At 28.6% G+C, this 19,367-nt stretch carries 15 protein-coding genes, 1 tRNA gene and 1 other annotated feature; of the genes, 2 read left to right on the top strand and 14 right to left on the bottom strand.

The window, feature by feature from the left end; translation table 11 throughout:
• Positions 1-36 precede the first annotated feature (36 nt).
• The 12 genes from IC219_RS07810 to IC219_RS07755 all read right to left on the bottom strand — a co-directional run bounded on the left by IC219_RS07810 (position 37) and on the right by IC219_RS07755 (position 14,003).
• Positions 37-1,188 carry a cysteine desulfurase family protein gene (locus IC219_RS07810; protein WP_227433419.1) on the bottom strand — a complete coding sequence of 384 codons (1,152 nt, stop codon included), beginning with the start codon at positions 1,186-1,188 and terminating at the stop codon, positions 37-39.
• A gap of 657 nt (positions 1,189-1,845) precedes the next feature.
• Positions 1,846-2,568 carry an amino acid ABC transporter ATP-binding protein gene (locus IC219_RS07805; protein ID WP_227433420.1) on the bottom strand — a complete coding sequence of 241 codons (723 nt, stop codon included), beginning with the start codon at positions 2,566-2,568 and terminating at the stop codon, positions 1,846-1,848.
• 58 nt (positions 2,569-2,626) lie between these two features.
• Positions 2,627-3,304: an amino acid ABC transporter permease gene (locus IC219_RS07800; RefSeq protein ID WP_227433421.1), complete on the bottom strand. Its 678-nt coding sequence runs from the start codon at positions 3,302-3,304 to the stop codon at positions 2,627-2,629.
• Between the two features lie 27 nt (positions 3,305-3,331).
• Positions 3,332-4,147, bottom strand: coding sequence for a transporter substrate-binding domain-containing protein (locus IC219_RS07795; RefSeq protein WP_227831276.1), 816 nt, complete (start codon positions 4,145-4,147; stop codon positions 3,332-3,334).
• Between the two features lie 228 nt (positions 4,148-4,375).
• Positions 4,376-4,590 (bottom strand) — a binding site (T-box leader).
• 345 nt (positions 4,591-4,935) lie between these two features.
• Positions 4,936-7,002, bottom strand: a complete 2,067-nt coding sequence (locus tag IC219_RS07790; protein ID WP_227482997.1) for an ATP-dependent helicase — start codon at positions 7,000-7,002, stop codon at positions 4,936-4,938.
• Between the two features lie 78 nt (positions 7,003-7,080).
• Entirely contained in the window at positions 7,081-9,915 is a 2,835-nt protein-coding gene (locus IC219_RS07785) for an EAL domain-containing protein (RefSeq protein ID WP_227831277.1), read from the bottom strand.
• A gap of 6 nt (positions 9,916-9,921) precedes the next feature.
• Positions 9,922-10,110, bottom strand: coding sequence for a hypothetical protein (locus IC219_RS07780; protein WP_227831278.1), 189 nt, complete (start codon positions 10,108-10,110; stop codon positions 9,922-9,924).
• Between the two features lie 50 nt (positions 10,111-10,160).
• Complete coding sequence (locus IC219_RS07775; protein ID WP_227831279.1) at positions 10,161-11,621, bottom strand: extracellular solute-binding protein; 1,461 nt, start codon at positions 11,619-11,621, stop codon at positions 10,161-10,163.
• 92 nt (positions 11,622-11,713) lie between these two features.
• Entirely contained in the window at positions 11,714-12,088 is a 375-nt protein-coding gene (locus tag IC219_RS07770) for a hypothetical protein (RefSeq protein ID WP_227433426.1), read from the bottom strand.
• Between the two features lie 179 nt (positions 12,089-12,267).
• Complete coding sequence (locus IC219_RS07765; RefSeq protein ID WP_227433427.1) at positions 12,268-13,008, bottom strand: flagellar motor protein MotB; 741 nt, start codon at positions 13,006-13,008, stop codon at positions 12,268-12,270.
• 20 nt (positions 13,009-13,028) lie between these two features.
• The gene (locus IC219_RS07760; RefSeq protein ID WP_227433428.1) at positions 13,029-13,817 is read right to left on the bottom strand and encodes a flagellar motor protein; all 789 of its coding nucleotides are present in this window, start codon (positions 13,815-13,817) and stop codon (positions 13,029-13,031) included.
• A gap of 95 nt (positions 13,818-13,912) precedes the next feature.
• Positions 13,913-14,003: transfer RNA gene (locus tag IC219_RS07755), tRNA-Ser, on the bottom strand.
• Positions 14,004-14,262: 259 nt separating this feature from the next.
• Here IC219_RS07755 and IC219_RS07750 point away from each other — a divergent pair.
• Positions 14,263-15,027, top strand: a complete 765-nt coding sequence (locus IC219_RS07750; RefSeq protein WP_227433429.1) for a DeoR/GlpR family DNA-binding transcription regulator — start codon at positions 14,263-14,265, stop codon at positions 15,025-15,027.
• Positions 15,028-15,227: 200 nt separating this feature from the next.
• Here IC219_RS07750 and IC219_RS07745 read toward each other — a convergent pair whose 3' ends face one another.
• Complete coding sequence (locus IC219_RS07745; RefSeq protein WP_227433430.1) at positions 15,228-16,343, bottom strand: ethanolamine utilization protein EutH; 1,116 nt, start codon at positions 16,341-16,343, stop codon at positions 15,228-15,230.
• A 39-nt stretch (positions 16,344-16,382) separates the two neighbouring features.
• Entirely contained in the window at positions 16,383-17,909 is a 1,527-nt protein-coding gene (gene glpK, locus IC219_RS07740; RefSeq protein ID WP_227831280.1) for a glycerol kinase GlpK, read from the bottom strand.
• Between the two features lie 291 nt (positions 17,910-18,200).
• On the opposite strand from glpK, the gene IC219_RS07735 reads away from it, so the two are divergent.
• On the top strand, positions 18,201-19,298 hold the full coding sequence (locus IC219_RS07735) for an aminotransferase class V-fold PLP-dependent enzyme (protein WP_227831281.1): 1,098 nt from the start codon (positions 18,201-18,203) through the stop codon (positions 19,296-19,298).
• Positions 19,299-19,367 lie beyond the last annotated feature (69 nt).

Here is a 19,367-nt window from a genome sequence, read left to right as displayed (position 1 = left end):
TAAACTACTTTCTTCTTATTATTTATACAGTATTCTTTATTTCTTTCTCATTATTGACCTTAAATCACAAATTGATTCTTTTAATACTTTCACAGCTTCAGATATCTCATCTTCTGTATTCATATCAGATAGGCTAAACCTTATTGTTCCATTGATTTCTTCATTTGTAAGACCTATGGCATTCAAAACATGACTACCTTTTTTCTTAGAAGAACATGCAGATCCAGTTGACACATAAATTCCTTTTTGCTCTAGGTAATGAAGTAAAACTTCTCCCTTCGTACCTATAAATGATACATTTAATATATGACATACGCCATCTTCTGGAGAATTAATTTTTATATCTTCTATATTCTCAACTATTTTATTTCTAAATATGTTTTTTAAGTTATTTATCTTCAAAATAACAGCATCTAAATCTTTACTTAATATATTTACAGCTTCTCCAAGCCCATATATTCCAGGTACATTTTCTGTTCCAGACCTAATTCCAATTTCTTGTCCTCCTCCTGTTAGCATAGGCTTTAAGCGATTATTTTCCTTAATATACATAAATCCAATTCCCTTTGGACCATGAAATTTATGTGCACTTACACTCATAAAATCTATATTGTATTTAGATGGTCTAAAGTTTATTTTTCCATATGATTGAATAGCGTCTACATGGAAATATATCTTCTCTTTTAAAGACTTCAGATATTTTCCAACTTCATCTATTGGCTGTATAGTTCCTATTTCATTGTTAACATGCATCATACTTACTAAACATGTAGCTGATTTTATAGCATTTTTCAAATCTTCTATATTTATCTTTCCATCTTTTCCGACCTCTAAGTAAGTTACTTCAAATCCATCTTCTTCTAAATCTTTTAGTGTGTTTAAAACAGAAGGATGTTCTATATTTGTAGATATTATATGATTTCTTCTCTTCTTATTTAGATTGGCAATACCTCTTATTATAGTATTATTACATTCTGTTCCACCTGATGTAAAATAAATCTCTTTATCTTTCGCGCCTAGAGATTTAGCTATAATCTGTCTTACTTCTTTTATACCTTTTTCAACTTCCACACCTTTTCTATGAACAGAAGAAGGATTTCCATAATCCGTACTAAGTGCATATACCATTTTATCTATAACTTCTGGATAAGGTTTTGTAGTTGCACTATTATCTAAGTATATTTCCAACTTAATTACACCTGCCTTTATTTAAAATCTTCAACTCTAATTATTATACCATTAATTACAGTATTTTTTTTGTTAATCTTTATTAAAAAGATAATCTTAAGTTTATAGAATCTTCTTTCATAAAAATCTAGTTTTTTCACTTAACTACAAAATTTTATGCTAAAATATAATATATTTATACTATACCCTACAAAAATACGTGATAACATACAATATATGATAAAATAATATATTATATAAAATAAATATATTATATTATACATATACTTATTTTTGCTATAAAGTCTATTTTTATAAGCTTACTTGTTATAAAAATAACTTTTATAATTTATATCAAAAAAAATATTGATTTTTGTGTCGCATTTTGTTATAATAAATTAAGGTTATCCCCCTGGTAACCCTAGTTAGTTAATATATCTATTCCCAATACCCTTTCATAAGGATATATTTTATATTTATTAAAAATCGAATTAATATCGGAAACTAATTCGATGGAAAAAAAGAGCTTACCCCGAGCTCTTTTTTTTTCTGCAAAAATATAATATTAAGCTAAGATAAAGTTAATGTCAGTATAATTTTAGTTTTAAAAATTATATTAATTATCACTAAAAAAGGATGTATTGAATTTCTAATATCAATACATCCTTTTTTTATATATTATAACACTTTTGCTAAGAATGATTTTGTTCTATCGTGTTTTGGATTTCCAAAGACTTCTTCTGGAGAATCCTCCTCAAGAATACTTCCTCCATCTATAAAGATAACTCTATCTGCAACTTCTTTAGCAAATCCCATTTCATGAGTTACAATTGCCATTGTCATTCCTTCTTTAGCAAGTTCTTTTATAACATCCAAAACTTCATTTACCATTTCTGGGTCAAGAGCAGATGTTGGCTCATCAAATAACATCATATCTGGTTCCATAGCAAGAGCTCGCGCTATTGCTATTCTTTGCTTTTGCCCTCCAGATAATTGTGATGGATATGAATCTTTTTTATCTAAAAGACCAACTCTACTTAATAAAACTTCTGCTTTTTTTTCTGCTTCTTCCTTAGTCATTTTTTTTAATTTAATTGGTGCCAATGTTATATTATCTAAAATAGTCTTATGTGGGAATAAATTAAAGTTCTGAAACACCATACCTATATTTTGTCTAACTTCATCAATATTAGTTTTTTTATCAACTAAATTTTTTCCTTCAAATATTATCTCTCCACCTGTAGGTATTTCTAATAAATTCATACATCTAAGAAGTGTACTTTTACCAGAGCCACTTGGACCTACTATAACCATTATTTCGCCTTTAGCGATTTCTAAGTCTATATTTTTTAATACATTTAAATCTCCAAAAGATTTACTTAAATTTTTTATTGTAATCATATTATCACTTTCCTTTTTACTATTCTATGTTTTCCCTAAATGCTAAACATGCTCTCATCTAGTTAGACACAGATAGTTTCTTTTCTAATAATCCAACTAATCTTGATAGAGTAAATGTTATAACAAAATAAATTGCTGCTGCTACTATTAATGGCTCTAATGCTCTGAATGCTGCATTTTTTACTATATCAGCAGTACGCATTATCTCAACAACACCTATTACAGATATTATTGAAGATTCTTTTACAAGTGTAATAAACTCATTTGCTAATGAAGGTAGTATATTTTTTATAGCTTGAGGTATTATTATATATCTCATAGTTGACCAGTAATTTAATCCTAATGATCTACTTGCTTCCATTTGTCCATTATCAACTGATTGTATACCTGATCTAAGTATCTCTGCCACATATGCACCAGAGTTTACTGACAATGCAAATGCACTAGCTATAAATTCACTTGGTATACCAAATAACATAGGGAATCTTATTCCTAATTGAGGTAATCCAAACCATACTATATATATCTGTACTAATAATGGTGTTCCTCTTAAAATCTCAATATAGATTGATGATATTACTCTTAATACTTTACTCTTTGATATTTTTGCCATACAGATAATTATACCTATTACAAATCCAAAGCATAATGCCACAAGAGAAATTCCTACTGTCACACCTGTTCCTTCCAAAAAAGAAGTCCCAAATCTACTTAAAAAACTAAAATCTAAACTCATAATTTCATCTCCCACATAACTTTCTTACTAATTTGAAGCAGCTTCAGTAGATGCTTCATTTAAAAATTCTTCTATTTTTTTACCATCTTGTAATTCTTTTATTTTTTTATTTAATAATTCTATAAAGTCTTTGTTGTTATCAGCTTTTTTGATTGCTGCTGCCATACCTTCTGTTACATCTTTACCAACTTCAGTATTTGCCATTTTTATTCCATCATATTTTTTAACATTTATTAAAGAAACTGCCTCATTAGTAACAACTGCATCTATGTTTCCATTTTTTAATTCTGTAATTAAATCAGGTATTGCTTTTAAAGATTTTGTAGTTGTCATTTTTAGAGTGTTAACTACATATTCTTCTTGAATGCTTCCTGCCTGTACCCCTACTCTAAGTTTTTTCAAATCGTCTTCAGTTTTTACTTTGTCTATATCTGCATCTTTAACTATAACTGCATTTCTACTTAAATAATATAATTCTGAGAAATCAACACTCTTTTCTCTTTCTGGTGTTGGAGACATCCCTGCAAGAACCATATCAACTTGGTCTGCATTTAAAGCACCTATTAATCCATCAAATGACATATCTTTAATTTCAACCTTTACACCAAGTTCCTTTGCAAATTCTTCAGCCAACATTACATCGAATCCTTTTATTGAATCTTTACCATCTACTACTTTATGAAATTCAAATGGTGGGAATTCTGCACTAGTACCGACAACTAATTTTCCACTTTCTTTTATTTGCTCTAATTTTGTTTTTTCTTCTCCACCACTACATCCTACTAGCGATAATGTTAATCCTAATACTAATCCTAAACTTAATAATTTTTTAAATACTTTCATTTTAACTACCCCTCTCTTTTAATTATAATTTTCCCTCAAATTTTTAATACTTTAATGTTTCGAGTTACAAAAAAAGTCCCTCAGTCTTTAATGACTAAGAGACGACTTTACCGCGTTACCACTCTTATTGATAAATACTTATACAACCTTCAAAATTTGTGAATTTTAGCCTTTATAGCTACAGGGATATTTTAATTTTAAAATCAAAAAAGTCCCTTAGCTTTACAGCTAAGAGACGAATTATATCCGCGTTACCACTCTTTTTGATAAGTAAGTACTTATCCTCTCAATCCCTTAAGGCGGGCAAACCAATTATCATACTAACTAAAACTTCTGATAATTTCCTCCAGAGCTCTCTTCACATAGACTTCATTGCTAGGCTTACACCAACCCCTAACTCGCTGTAAATCCATATATGCTACTTTCTCTATCACTGGATTTGTTTCCTTAAATTGTTAATACAATTGTACTTCCTTCTAATATTTTTGTCAATAAGTTTTTTATTTTTTTAATAATTTTATTTTCTAAAATTTAGATATTGTATTACATGCTTGTTAATATTATCCATATATTTATAAATAATGTATTTCTTATTTATTTCTGTTCTTTAGGTAATTACAAATAATATACTTCTTATTTGTTTCTATTTCTTAAATGCTTATAAATAATATTTTTCTCTTTCATTTTCATTACTTAAATACTTATAAATAATATTTTTCTCTTTCATTTTCATTGCTTAAATACTTATAAATAATATATCTTATATTTATTAAATTTTATATACTAAGTTAAATAATATGGATTATATTCTTCAATAAACAAGTTTTCAAATCTAAAGTTCGCTCTCTATCTTTAAACTTTATCGTAAACATGTTTCCATCTTTTTTGATTATTTCGCCTTCGTGAAATTTTTTATGGTATACCTTATCACCAACACCAATACTATCAATTTCTTTTTTAGTTGGAGATTTTATATCATTGATAAACAATGATTTATCAACTTTTTTACCATATTTATTTAAAGTAGAACTTATACATAGTTTTTCTTCAGCTCTTGTAATAGCTACATACATAAGTCTTCTTTCTTCTTCTAATTGTTCCTCTTTTTTTTCTTCCTTACAAATATCATATGATTTTTCATGAGGTATTGTTCCTTCATTTGCACCTATAATATAGACATTCCTAAATTCTAATCCTTTTGCACTATGCATAGTTGTAAATATAACACCATCAGTCTGTTTATTCTTGTTATTTTCCATTAACTCAATCTTTACTCTCTCAATATGGTCTAAAAACTCTGTCACTGTATTGAAATTTGTAGCAGAACTCTCAAGTTCGTTTAATATCTCTACAAGCCCATTAGTCTTTATCTTTCTATTGCTACAGTAATCCAAGACATATCTATCATAATCAAGACTAGTTCTAATATAAGATATTGCATTTTTAGGATTTAAAGTATTCAAATAGCTCAAGTCTATCTCCAAATCTGTTATTGTTTTGACTTGTTTGGGATGAAGGTTACATTTGTTTATTAGTGCTGTTACAAAATCTTTTTCATCTTTAACCATATTTACATTATCTTTAGATATATATCTAAATGGCTTATTTATAATTCTTAACCAATCTTTATTTGATTTTGGATTAATACCTATTCTTAAATATGCCAGTATATCCTGACTTGCCCAATGGTCATATATTGTAATTACTGAATCTTTTACTACAAATGGAATTCTCATATCCATAAATACATCTACTAAGGCTCTTGACTGTATATTAGTTCTATAAATTACTGCAAAATCTGAATACTCTACATAATCCTTTTTTATTTCGTCAATTATTTCCTTGGCAATATGTAAAGCTTCTTCCTCTGAATCATATGGAGAAATATAACTCACAATGCCTCCCTTACCTTGACTACATTTAATAACTTTTTCATATCTATTTCTATTTTTTTCTATAAGCCTGTTTGCAGTATTTACTATTTCACTTTTAGACCTATAATTTACATCCAGCACTATTTTTTTAGTATTATTAAAATATTTTTCAAATTCAAGCAAAAAATCTGGTCTAGCTCCTCTAAAACCATATATACTTTGGTCTTCGTCTCCAACCGCAAATATGTTGTTTAGTGGATTACAAATTAACTTTAAAACCTCAAATTGCACTTTATTTATATCTTGGAATTCATCTATCAATATATATTTATATACATTCCTAACCATTTCTAAGGCTGATTTATTATTCAAAAGCAAATAATAAGTCTTTATAAGCATATCATCAAGATCAATCTTATTAACTTTTGATTTTTGCTCTTCATATAAATTATATACTTTTAAAAACTCATCTTTTGTCAACACTTCTGAGCTAAATTCATTCTTATCCATAAGTTCATTTTTTACATAAGATATTTCATTTATAACTTGACCTATATTTTCATCATCATCTGCATTTTCTATATTTAGACTTTTTAATATTGCCTTTATTGTTATCCTCTTTGACTTTTCATCAAATATGCTATCTAAATTGTACCTTTCAAAATACCTCAAAATCTTAAAAAACACAGAATGAAAAGTGCCATATGTTACCTTATTGAGTCTTATATCATCACTTAAACTCAATGCTCTATTTTTCATTTCTACTGAGGATGCTTTGGTAAAACTTATCGCCAATATTCTTGCTGGTGCTATATTTTTGTTTACTACCATATTAGCTATTCTATATGTAATTACCCTAGTCTTACCTGAACCAGGCCCTGCAAGTATCATGCAAGGCCCATCTATATGTTCAACTGCTTCTAGTTGATTTTCATTTAACTGTCTTATATCTATATTTGTTGTGATTATTACATCCACCACCTTAATTTATAATCATCCTATTTTCTTTTTTAATTATAAACTAAAAGTATCCTAAAAATACATTTAATTTTTCTTCTATTAAACTATATCATCTCTATTTTCATAACATATCTTGAGTTCCTGTTTAATTTTATCACTTATATCTTGAGGAACAAATTCTGGTTTACCAATGTAATATCCTTGAATATAATCTATTCCAATAGCTACTAATGCTTCCATTTCACTTTTGGTTTCTACACCTTCTGCTATAACTTTAATATTTCTTTCTTTAGAATATGAAATAAGGTTTTTTAGTATTTTTCTTCTATCTTCATCTTTGTCAATACCTCTTACAATAGACATATCAATCTTCACATAATTTGGCATTATGTACAGTAGTACAGCATCGCCATTGTAACCTGTTCCAAAATCATCTAAAGCAATTTCTATATTCCACTGATTTATATACACTTTCTTTTTGTCAATAAAATCTTCACTAATCTTATCATTCTCTGTTATTTCTAGCACTACCCTATTTAGATAATTACCATATAAATCTTCTATTTCTTCAAAATCAACTTTTGATAAATTATTATTTGGTATAGAGTTTAAGAACAATTTACACACTCCAAACTGTTCCCTATATCTCTTAAAAGATTTAAGTGCTTTGAACCATGTGATACGTTCGATTTGATATAACTTAGACTGTGAACGAGCCAATCTAATAACATCCATTGGAGAACTAAAAGTTTCCATTTTGGGTCTCATAAGTGCTTCATATGCAAATACTTCACCTTTACAATCCACAATAGGCTGAAATGCATATTCAACCAATTGACCATCAATTAATTTATTTAACTCTTCTCTATTATGCAACAAGAATGAATCTTTATTATATATATTGACATCAAATTCACTTACTTCGCCTTTAATTGTATTTTTAATTTGATACATAGCAAAATCTGCATATTTCATTAGTTCATCATAGTTAGTTGAATCGCTAGGATACCAAGAAATTCCTGCTGATGCTCTTATTTTAAATTCTGTCCCATCATGAAGCTTTAATAAAGTATTATTCATCTGTGTCTTAACAGAGTTAATAATAGTTCTTATGCTATCTTTACTTTCATACCCATATATGAATACATAAAACTCATCCCCTGAAAGTCTAGAAACTATACCATTCCATGATATAAACTTTTTAAGTATATCTGCTGCACATCTAATATATTCATCACCAGCATCATGACCATAGGTATCATTAATATATTTTAAATTATCTAAATCCCACATTATAAATGCAGCTATTTTAATCTCTTCTTTATTTTCAAATTTTTCTCGTACTTGTGAATAAAAAGCTCTCCTATTTAGAAGATTTGTTAAAATATCGAAATCTCTTTCATACTCAATTTTCATTTTCTCAATAAACTCTTTTGTAACATCAACAACAACACCTAATATCTTTAAGTCATCTTCAACAATATTTAATCTTATCCACTTAGAAGTTTTATCTTTAGATTCAAATTTATATATGTATATATTTTCTGTCTTATAATTTTTCTGTAAATATGTATCCATTTCATTCATTTTTTTTATAAATTTACTTTTTGATATATATCCATATTCTTGAAATTCATCATCCGTAGTAAATATACTAAAAAATCCTTTTGTACAAAAAACATTATCTCCATTTTTATATAATTCAAAAGCTCCAATTGGCATATCTGCAATTTCAATAATTTGTGATAATTTTGATGAGGAATCTGCAACATTTGCACTAAGTAGCTCTATGGCTGAAGATAATTCATCTATTTCAGATATGTTTATTTTATCAAGATTTACTGGTTTTGATGGATTACTATTTCTAACTTTATTAACCAAAAGAACAATTGGTTTTGTAAACAATCTCGAAGCAATATAAATACCTATAAGTCCTATCACTAAGGAAACTGCAACAGACACTATTACCAAGGTTTCCACTCTTTTTGAAAAACACAATAAACTTTTTTCTTCAATAATTCCCAAAAGAGCCCAACGCTCATTTTCAAATGGAGTATTGGAATTGTATAAATCTAAATATTGTACACTAGCATAAGTACTTTCTTTAATTTTACCATCATCTTCATTTTTAACTTTATATACATTTTTATAAGATTCTTTTTGCTCAAGGTTCGAATGTAAACCATCCCAAAATTTGTCTTTAAATGTATAACCATTCGAAACAACATTTTCAAATGCCAAATCATCATTTCTATCTACGCCTAAAATATAATTACCTTTTTTATTTTCATTTATCTCCCCATATGGAAGCAACTCTCTTAAATAATTTATACCTAAATCTATTCCAAGTACTCCATATACAGTTCCATCTTCATAAATAAGAGGAACTGAATATGTTATAACTCTATCGCCTTCATTTGTTAATAAGAACTGACTTCCCCAGTATCCTAAATTAGAACTTGATGTATTTGGATTATCAATTGCAGCTCTAAATGGTTTATAAAAGAAATTATCTCCTTTTTCCTCATTTTCACTTTTAAAGGAAAACTTTGGAGCCCAATAACTATCCATAGATATTCCAAAACTTCTTGCTATCTCTGAGGAGCCTCTTTCAATTAGCAAATCAGAATTATCATTTGGGTTAAATTTAGGGTCTAGGTCTCTTATATACAATCCTGTCTTACTTATTTCATCTTTACTATTTATTGAATCATATTCAATATCTTTGTTATTTAAAATTATGAAAGAACCTGTAACAGAATTTTTTCTCAAAAGATATATTAAATCTTTTGATATATTTTTTATAATTTCTTTATTAATTTCTTCGTTTATACCCACATCTTTAATTGAGACATTATTTTCATCTAAAACCTTTTTTACAGATGAGTTAATAGCTAGTTCTGTCTCGCTTGTCTTTGACCATCTTTGTAACATCTCATTTTATATATAATTTTTACGATTAATTACTCTTTCATTTAAAATATCAAATGAATTATCATTTAGTCTTTTAATAGTTCCTCCCCATAAAATTGTGGCACAAAATAAACTTGTTTGAATTAGCATAACAATAATTAGAGGAAATATCATCTTTTTCATTATTGAGTTATTCTTTTTTAGATTATTTTCCATATTTATTCCACCCATACCTTTGTGCATTTTGGTACACGTTGCCAATTCACCTACTCTTTTACAGCATTTTCAAGCTCAGTCTTAAAATTTAAAAACCATGCTGAAAAATTTTCATTATTATTAAATTGTGCTACTGCATTCTCTTTAGAGGTTCCATTTTTTATTAATTCATTTATTTTATTTAAATCTTCTTTAGCTTTATCAATCATTGAATACTCAAGGATTTGTCTGGCTTTTGTCCCACCATCAAATGCTTTATTAGTGTACAACTTACAACTATTAATCTGTTCAATAGATGAAACAATTGAACTTTCCACTTTACTTGATACCTTTAAATCGTCTTTATTCATAACATCCTTTATAACATCCAAATTATTTGTTTTTTTCTTTACTGGTAGATATCCAGAAGCAATAGAGAATTTTACATTAGACTCTTTATCTGTAAACCATTTTAAAAATTCTACTGATGCATACTCTTCTTCTTTAGTAGATTTTGTTACAGCCATTCCTGCCCCTTGTTGTACAGCATATTTTTCTTTATCTTTAAAACGTGGAGCTTGAAAGACAGATGTCTCAATTTTATAACTCTCATTATCATTTAACATTACTTCATCTGGAAAATATGATGCTCCTGAACTAGACCCAACAAGAGCTAGTATATCTCCTGTTTTTGCATCATCAGAACGGAATTTACCATAAGATGCAAAATATCCATTTATATATGGGACATAAAAATTATCCCATAATTTTTTCATAACCTTTTCATCAAGATTCAATATAACTTTTCCATCTTTAACTGAAAAAATTTCTACTCCTAACTGCTTACTTCCTATAATAATATAATTTGCTAGAGCATCTCTTCCAAAAAATGCTTTACCATCATTAGGCTCTTTTGTTAAACTATCTGTCCATTCATAGTATTTCTTTGATGTCTCTACTAATCCTTCAATTGTTTGTATATCATTTATATTTGAATTTGTTGCTTTGGCAAACTTATCCCAATCTGTCTTATTTAACATCAAAATCTCAGTAGACTTTGCAATCGGAAAAAGCTTAAGTTCGTTATCAGAATTTAGTCTACCTTCATCTACATATTCTTCTATATACTCATTTAATTCATCCTTACTTATGTACTTATCAATATCTACTAGTAGTTCTAATTTATCCATTTCATATGCAGTATCTGAGTACGCTGCAAAAATATTTGGAACATCTTCAGAACCAACCTTTTTATTAGCAGAATCCAGCACCTTTTCAGATAAATCAACTACATTTCCCTGACTAAACGCTTCAACAATAATTCCTTTTTCAGCACCTACAGTGTCATTAAATTCCTTAACTAGCTTATCAAACGCCATTTTTTGCTGTCCATTATAATAATGCCAAATTTCTATTGATGTCGGATTTTCTGGATCTAGTTTATAGCTCTCTTCCTTTTTCAAATCACACCCTGTAAGTAATAAAATAATCATTGATGTGATAATTAATTTTACAAATCCACTCCTATTCATAAAATCGACTCCTTCAAATGTATAAAATTTATTATAGCATTAAAACCGTAACTTAATTACTTATATTAATTATAAAATATTTACTGATATATTTAAATAGGACTAACAGTATATTTAAAAGCAACTAGAAAACAAATGATTACAAATATTGAAAATATACCTTTAGCATAATTCTTCTCTCTAAATGCACCAAATGATACCAAACCTTGTTGAATAGCCACTGTAATTACTAAAAGTGTCATTATTATATTAAGCTGAACTAACTTAAACAGATAAAGTAAAGAAAATATTACTAAAAGAACACATAATACAATACTAGATTTATTAATAATAGTAGTAATCTTATCTTCTTTTTTATGTTGTTTATTAGATTCTTTTAACTTCTCTTTATTTAAAGTTTCAACCTTTTTATTATACCTTGCCCTTGTTTTATCTTTATATTTTGTGTTTTTATTCTTATTACCCATTTATTTACTCACCTTTGATATCAATTTTAAAATTGAGTCCTTTCATAATTTAAATATTATATATTTAAGATACCATATATTATCACAAAAAGGTAACTTACTAATCATCTATTTTTAATTTTAGCATAAAAAAGCTATCCCTTATTAGAAATAACTCTGTATTGAGATAGCTTATTTAACTATTTATTTTCTCCAACATTTTCTACATCATCGAACTTACTATCAACCAAGACTATATCAACTCTTCTGTTTTTTGATTTGCCATCTGGAGATGAATTGTCAGCTATTGGTCTAAATTCACCATATCCTACAGCAGACAACTTATTTGGTGCAATACCTGCACTATCAATAAGAAGTTGGACAACATTGGTTGCTCTCATGACTGATAAATCCCAATTAGATTTAAATTCAGAATTTTTTATAGATAGGTTATCTGTATGACCTTCTACTCTTATATAACTATTCATTTCATTTAACATCTTACCTATTTGAATAATCTTATCTCTAGAATCATTTATTATAACAGCTTTTCCAGTATCAAATAATATAGTATCTTTAAGGCTTATTACTAGTCCTCTATCTTGAGCTTTTAATGATACCGAATTTGCCAATCCACTTTCATTTAAATACTTTTGAATATTTTCACCAACTTCTTTAAACTCAGGATTTTGTAAACTATCTAGATTATTATTATTTTGGTCAACTACTGGTTCTATTTTATTTTGTCCACCTTCAATAACTCCAGATGAACCACCAAATGCAGAACTTAGGGATTGAGATAATTGTTTATATTTCTCTGCATCAACATTACTCATAGAATACATTATGACAAAGAAAATCATAAGTAATGTTATGAGGTCTGAATAAGTTAAAAGCCATCGCTCATTATTTTCTTCTTTTTCGTCTTCATCATGTAACATAAATATTCCATCCTTTTATATTATTCAATTCTACCATCAGCTTCTCCAAGTTCAATTAATTCTTTTGAATTTAAAAATATCTTTAATTTTTCTGTCATTAAATTAGAATTATCTCCCTCAAGTATAGATAGTATCGCTTCTATCACTAAAAGTCTTTCATTAGTTTCTTGCTGATTTATAGCTTTAAGCTTTGATGCTATTGGTAACCAAATTAAATTGGCCGAACCAACACCGTATAAAGTAGCCAAAAACGCTACAGATATCTGAGGTCCAAGTGCATCTGGATTACTCGAAAGATTTCCTAAAATATGTACTAATCCCATAACTGTACCTATGATTCCCAGTGTAGGTGCATACCCTCCTGCTGAATCGAATATTGCTATTCCTTCTTTATGTCTTTTTGATGTTATTTGTATTTGAGATTCTAATATATTTCTTATTGTAGCTGCATCAACGCCGTCTACCATAAGTTCAAGACCTTTTCTAATAAATGGGTCCAATTCATCATTTTCGCTTATTTCTTTATCAATACTAAGAAGACCTTCTTTTCTGGCCTTGATTGCAATTTCTTTGAAATAAACTATGTTTTCTATATTGTTAGGCTTTTTATTTTTAAAAGCTAACAACATTATCTTTATGGACTTTTTGAATACAGGAAATGGTGTTGAAGCACCAACAGCCCCTATAGTTCCACCAAAAACAACAAGTGCTGATGAAAATACAAATAAGGCTCCAATGTGTCCCCCATCAATAACGAAAGCAACCACTAAAGATGCTATTCCCACTATAAAGAAAATTAAAGTTGTCATATATTACCTCCTTTCTTTAATTATGTCTGCTAGGTTGTTTTTATTAATAGACATTACAAAAAAGACTACCTTCAACAAGGATAGCCTTTGATAATTGGCGGAGAAGGAGGGATTCGAACCCTCGCACCGGTTACCCAGCCTAATCCCTTAGCAGGGGATCCTCTTGAGCCACTTGAGTACTTCTCCTTATTTCTATGCAATTAAATTATATAATAAAATTATATTTTAGTCAATTAATTTATGAAATTTAAGGTATTTTAAGTCATTAAATATCTATTTTCACTTTTTTACTTAAATGTAAGTTTGAAATATGGTAAAATTATCTTGCATAACGCTTATAATATTATTTACTAAATATACACACATTAACATATAGACATAAATCCTTAATTCATCATAAGTTATGCTTAAAACTAAAATAATATTAATCCAAGGAGGATTTTCCATGTTACCACAGGAAAGATATGAGAAGATTTTAAGTATTCTCGAATCAGATAATATAATTAAAATAAATGACATAGTCCAAATGTTTGATATATCAATAGAAACAGCACGAAGAGACTTAGCACATATGGAAAGTATTGGACTTTTAAAAAGAGTTTATGGTGGTGCTATACCAGTTATAGCAAGTAGCGTAGAACTTAACTATATTAAAAGAAAAAAAATAAATTCAAATGATAAAAAACAAATTGCTCTTAAATGTAGTGAATTTATAAATACAAATGACACTATTTTTATGGATACTGGAACTACTGTTCTTGAAGTTGCAAAAAGTTTAAAAGACAAAAAAAACTTAACTGTAATAACTAACTCAATTTTGGTTGCAAATGAACTTATGAATACTAATATAAAAGTATATGTACTTGGTGGATATCTTAGAGAAACTGAAGGTTCTTTTTCTGGACCACTTACATTAGCAGCCATTGAACAATTTAATGTTGATAAGGCAATTTTAGGTGCTGGAGGTATTACACTTGAAAATGGTATTTCTGACTATCACTTAGAAGAATCACTTGTTCGAAAAAAAATGATTGAAAGGTCTAGAAAGTCAATAGTAGTTGTTGAGCCACCTAAGTTTGGAATAAATTCATTTGCTTCTGTTGCTCCTATAGAGCATATAGATACTATTATTACATCTGCTAGTATAGACCACGACATAATTATAGAATTTTCTCAAAAAGGAATACCTTTAGTCATAGCTGATAATTAGCTTATATGATTGCTTTTTAGTTCCTTATAAAATATCATTGATTAAAGTTAAGGAGCCAAATAATTATTTATTTAGCTCCATTTATACCTAAACTATACAGTGTTTTTACTATGTCACTATGTCTTTTTTTATTTACCTTATTTTTTTAACTTAACTCTATTTTTTAATTTAGCTTAACGCTTACTTTAACATTAATTCTTTTATACAACCTCTTTTTTCATTTTACTACTTTGCTCTTCTTCTGCTGTTAAATCTTTTGTCATTACCATAGCAAGTGCAATCGCCAATACTCCACCAACTAACTTTCCAATTACAACAGGTGTAATCATCTCTGGCACTACTCCTGCTGTAAATCCTAGGTGATCACCTAGTGCTGCTGTTGCACAAACTAACCATGCTGTATTTACTACTTTTCCCTTTGGGCTCATGTCTTTCATCATTTTATACACTGGAATACTATTAGCTAAAGTGAAAACTAATCCAGCTGCACTTGTTGCATCCATACCTAATTTTCCACCTATTGCTGTAAGTGGTTTATTTAAAACTTTAACTAATAAATGTAGTATAGGAAAAGTACCCAATAATACTATTGCAATACTTCCAATTACTTGAATACCCTCTCTTATAGGTGTCATTCCTTTTATAAGTACTACCCCTGTTATTTCTTGAAATGCTGCTGCACCTAATCCTATTGTTATCAATATAGATATAATTTTTCCAAAAACTAAAGACCCATTTATCATAAGTGTTGAATTTACTTTCAGACCTATTGCTAATATTACTGCTAATATTATTACTGGCACCATATTTATAATCACCATTGATAAATTAAATCCTGCTATCATTCCTCCTACAATCCCCCCAAAAGGTATTGTTATTAATCCTATTAATAACCCTTTTGCAAAAAATGGTCTGTCTTCATACTCTATAAGGCCTAATCCTACTGGGATTGAAAATACAAGTGTACACCCAAGCATTGATGATACAACTAATCCTGCAAGCATCCCTGCTTCTTTATTGTGTGCAAGTTCCATCGCTAATGGATATCCTCCCATATCATTTGCTAATATGGTTGCAAACATAGATGGGTCTGCTCCACATAAATTGAATATTGGTATTATTACTGGTCCTAATACATTTGAGATAACTGGAGCTAAACAAACTATACCAACCATCCCTAAAGCTAGTGGACCCATTGAATTAAAACCTTCTTCGAATTGTTCACCAAGACCAAATTTATTTCCAATTATCCTATCTAATGCTCCTAAAAGCACCCCTACAGCCATTATATATAATATAACTTTATCAAAGGGCATATTTAATTCCTCCTATACATGTAAATACTATGTTGTACTTTAATTAGCACACATCTTTTTGGTATCGTTTTCCCAGTTCATAGCTCTTTTTACTGCTTGATTCCATCCAAGCAAAATTTCTTCTCTTTTTTGTTTTGTCATATTTGGAGTGTATTCTTTACTTATTGTAAACTCATTTCTAATTTCATCAATACTATTCCAAACACCACAGGAAAGACCTGCCATATATCCTACTCCAAGCACTGTTGTCTCAGGATTTTCTGCAATTTCAATTGGTATATCTAATATATCGGATTGAAACTGCATTGTAAAATTATTTTTTGTAATTCCACCATCCACTCTTAGCATTTTTATATCCTTTCCTGAAGCTAAATTCATAGAGTCAACAACATCTTTAACCTGAAGTGCAACAGATTCAAGAGTAGCTCTTACTATATGCTCTTTCTTAGTACTGCCTGTTATACCAACCATTGTACCTCTTGCATATTGGTCCCAATAAGGTGCTGCAATCCCTGCAAACGCTGGAACAAAATATACACCACCAGTACTTGGTATTGAGTTAGCCATATCATCAGTTTCTGAGTAATTTTTTATAACTCCAATTCCATCTCTAAGCCACTGTATTGCAGCACCTGCTATATATACTCCGCCATCATAAGCATATGTAATTTTGTCTCCTATTTTCCAAGCAACAGTTGTTAATATACCATTACCCGCTATTTTCAACTCTTCACCTATATTCATATATAAGAAACATCCTGTTCCATAAGTATTTTTAACCATACCTGGCTCAAAGCATCCATTTCCAAATAGAGCTGCTGGCTGGTCAACCATCGAAGCAGTAATTTTTATTGATACACCACAAAATGCCCCTTTGTCTGTAGTCCCAAAATCACCACTTGTAGGCATTATATCCGCTAAAATACTTCTAGGAACTCCTATAATATCAAGTAATTCTCTATCCCAATTCATATCTCTTATATTAAAAAGCATGGTTCTTGCTGCTGTAGAAACATCAGTTAAAAAAGACTTTCCTCCTGTCATTTTCCAAATTAACCAGCTATCTAATGTTCCAGCAAGTACTTCTCCATTTTTGATTTTTTCTTTTACACCTTTTACATTATCTATTATCCATTTAATTTTTGTCCCTGAAAAATAAGGGTCTATGATTAGTCCTGTTTTATCTACTATCTTATTTTCTAATCCTGGTATATTCTTTAAATTTTCAACATAATCATAAGTTCTTCTGCACTGCCATACAATTGCATTGTATAATGGCATACCTGTATTTTTATCCCATAGCATTACTGTTTCACCTTGATTATCTATACCTATTCCCTTTATATCACTTTCATCTATTCCACTTTTAAAAGCTTGTTGTAGTACATTATTACTTACAGTTTTTGTGTTATTCCAAATTTCTATAGGGTCATGTTCGACGTATCCAGATTGTGGATAGATTTGAGTATGCTCCATATAATCACTAAAAACAAACTCTGATTTTTCATTTATTAATACTGCTCTTGTTCCTGTTGTTCCTTGATCAATTGCTAATACATATTTCACTTTAAGCGTCCCCCTTTATTTTCAGAATTAATAGATTTTTTATTATTTTTTGAATATAAAATCTATTCAACTTATTTATATTCTATATCATCTTGGGGATTTATACAATATTTATTACAATATTTTTTGTATATTTTTACTTTTTTTGATTGTTAAAGTATTTTAATTAAAATATTATTGCAATATTATTAGTTTTATTCTATAATCTAGTTAAATTAACACATAAACTTTTAATATATACACATAAACAGTCATCATAAAATTTAAATTAAACTTTAAGGAGGATTTGCAATGAAAAAAACATATCTATTTAGTCCTGGACCAGTAATGGTTACAGATAGGGTTAGAAATTCACTTCTTCACTATGATATATGTCATAGAGGAAATGAATTCATGAATTTATTTAAAGATACACAACAAAAAATCGGTAAATTATATAATGCAACTTCTGATTATTATTCTCTAGTTGTATCTGGTTCTGGAACATCTGTAAATGAATGTGTATTATCTTCTATATTTGATAAAGAAGATGCTGCTTTATTAGTTAGTAATGGTGTATTTGGAGAAAGGCTAGAAGAAATATTATCTGCTTATAGTGTTAAGACCTACAAACCAGACTTTAAATGGGCTGAATATCCAGACTTAGATATTTTAGAAAAATACTTACTTGAAAATCCTGACATAAAAGTAATTGCTATGGTATTTCATGAGACTAGTTCAGGAATGATAAATCCTGTACCTGAATTAGGAAAACTTTCAAAAAAATATAACAAAATATTTTTTGTTGATGCAATAAGTGCATCTGCTGGTGAATACATTGATGTTGATGAGTTTAATATAGATATAATAACAGGTGTTGGTGGCAAAGCCCTTGGGGCATTTCCAGGCTCTGCATATCTTTGTGCTAAAGAAAGCGTTTTACAAAATATTAAAGAAGATCAATGTAAAAATGTGTATCTTAGCCTTTACAAACATTATAAGCTTGCAAAATCATCTTCTCAAACACCAAATACACCTAATGTCACTTTAATATTTGCTCTTAATGAAGCTTTAACTGAATTTTTAGAAGATGACAGTAAGATAGAAAGATATAAAGAATGTTCTGCTATTTTAAGAAATGGTATGGAGGAACTAGGTCTAACATTTTTACTTCCAGATAAATATATGTCTAATACTGTTACGTCTGTATTTCTTCCTAAAGAAATTGATATAAATAGATTTATATTAGAACTAGAAGAAGAAAATGGTTATGTGGTATATCCAGGAAAAGGCAAATTTCTAGATGATAATATGTTCCAAGTTGCAAATATGGGAGAAATTTATCCAGACGATTGTTATAAATTCCTTGATATTTTAAAATCAAAGCTAGAAGTTAAAAAAGCCATATAAATATCTCAAGACCATAAATAAAAAAACTATATAAATATCTCAAGTTAAACTAGATTATGGTCTGTAAAT

This window comes from Clostridioides sp. ES-W-0018-02 (assembly GCF_020658175.1).
Taxonomy (GTDB): Bacteria; Bacillota; Clostridia; order Peptostreptococcales; family Peptostreptococcaceae; genus Clostridioides.
Note: the sequence above shows the minus strand (reverse complement) of the source record. Positions and strands in the feature narration are given on the sequence as shown.